Source organism: Pseudomonas sp. UBA4194 (assembly GCF_002379585.1).
Taxonomy (GTDB): Bacteria; Pseudomonadota; Gammaproteobacteria; order Pseudomonadales; family Pseudomonadaceae; genus Aquipseudomonas.
The window spans coordinates 1-1,637 of sequence record NZ_DFUE01000074.1; the positions used below are offsets into that span (position 1 = coordinate 1).

A 1,637-nucleotide genomic window follows, 5' to 3' on the forward strand; every position below is an offset into this window, starting at 1 on the left:
CCGACAGGTTGAACGACAGGCGCACCGGTGCCGGCCAGCGCTCGGCTACGCGCAGGGCTTTGCCAAGCAGCGGCAGGGTCAGTCGGTTGATCATGCCGATGCGCTCGGCGATGGGAATGAATTGCCCCGGAGACACGGCGCCCAATTCGGCGCTGTGCCAGCGCGCCAGGGCTTCGAAGGCGACGGTCTTCCCGGACTGCAGCGCTATGATGGGCTGAAATACCACCTCGAACTCTCGCTCCAGATCGGCGCGGCGCAGCGCCTGCTCGGTGACGATATCGCGCAACAACTGCTCTTGATGCGCTGCCGAGAACAACGCCATCTTGCCGGGATGATTGCGTTTGCTCTGGTAGAGCGCGTAGTCGGCGTATTCGAACAGTTCGCCCGAATTGGTGGCGCGATCCGGGAACGTGGCCAGCCCCAGGGAGGCGCCGACCTGCACCGGGACATCCACCAGCACATAGGGCTTGCCCAAGGCTTCGCAGATATGCCGGGCAAACTCGCTGAGCTGCTCGTCGGCGCCGCAGTCCGGCACGATCAGGGCAAATTCGTCGCCGCCCAACCGGGCCACGTGTACCTCGGAGGGCAACAGGGCATTGAGTCGCGCGCCCACCTGCTGCAGCAGGCGGTCGCCCACGCTGTGGCCATAGAGATCATTGACCGGCTTGAAGCCGTCGAGATCGAGAATACCCACCGCCAGCCGGCTGCCATCGCCGCCCGCCTCCTCCAGGCAAGTTTGCAGGCAGGTGAAGAAGCGCCGCCGGTTGGGCAGGCCGGTGAGGCTGTCCTGATTGGCCAGGCGAGAGTTTTCGTCGCTCAGGGCTTCGGTCTGGGCCTGGGCGTTCACCAAGCCGGTGAAATTGCGGTAGTGATTCTGCAGGATCACCAGCATGGCCATGGACACCAGCACCACGTTCACCGCAGTGGCGATGAACGTGGGGTTGTCAGCGGATGCGAAGAAGGCCACGAATGCGATGTTGACCACCGCGGCGGTGAGCAGCGCTGCCGAGCGCAGGTGCATCAGGCAGAAAATACAGCCGATCACGGTGATTGCCATGTAGAACGCCACATGGGCTTTGGCGTAGCTGTCGCCGTAGGGAAACAGCGCCAGGGCCCACACCGTGAAACCCACGGCCACGACACCGCAGATGCGATTGGTGCGTTCCAGGGCCTCGAGAATGTCTTTCTCATTGGGTTCGACATGACTGCCGCGACGCCACGACACCGCCCTGGCCATGCAGATTAAGGTCAACACCAGCGGGATGTAGACGGTGAGCCACACCGGCGAAGTCAGGAAATGGGTGCACGCCAGCGCCCAGCTGTTGACCAGCAGGATGAAGTACATCAACGGAATCTGCCGGGCCAGGGCATGGTACTGGGCGCGTAGCAGCCGAGGATTGTCGCGTGGCACGCAGAACAGTCGTGCGAAGCGCGCAAAGAGCCCGTTCGAATTTAAGTGCCTGAAGGTCGACATCGTGCCTGAACGTAGGTGAATGGTCTGATGTTTTCGGCTGGTCGCAGATTTACTGTAGTCAAAATACATCGAGCAGGCAGTTTATCTGCCCACAGGTCAAAGCCCCCCGCCCCTTCGCGCCCTGCAGGGAGATTCCGACAAACCTGTAGGAGCGGCGTCATAG

Annotated in this window: 1 protein-coding gene; it reads right to left on the bottom strand. The window is 62.2% G+C overall.

The window, feature by feature from the left end:
* The coding region (locus B3397_RS17715; protein ID WP_296252591.1) for a putative bifunctional diguanylate cyclase/phosphodiesterase at positions 1-1,474 on the bottom strand (1,474 nt) is incomplete at its 3' end.
* Between the last annotated feature and the right edge of the window lie 163 nt (positions 1,475-1,637).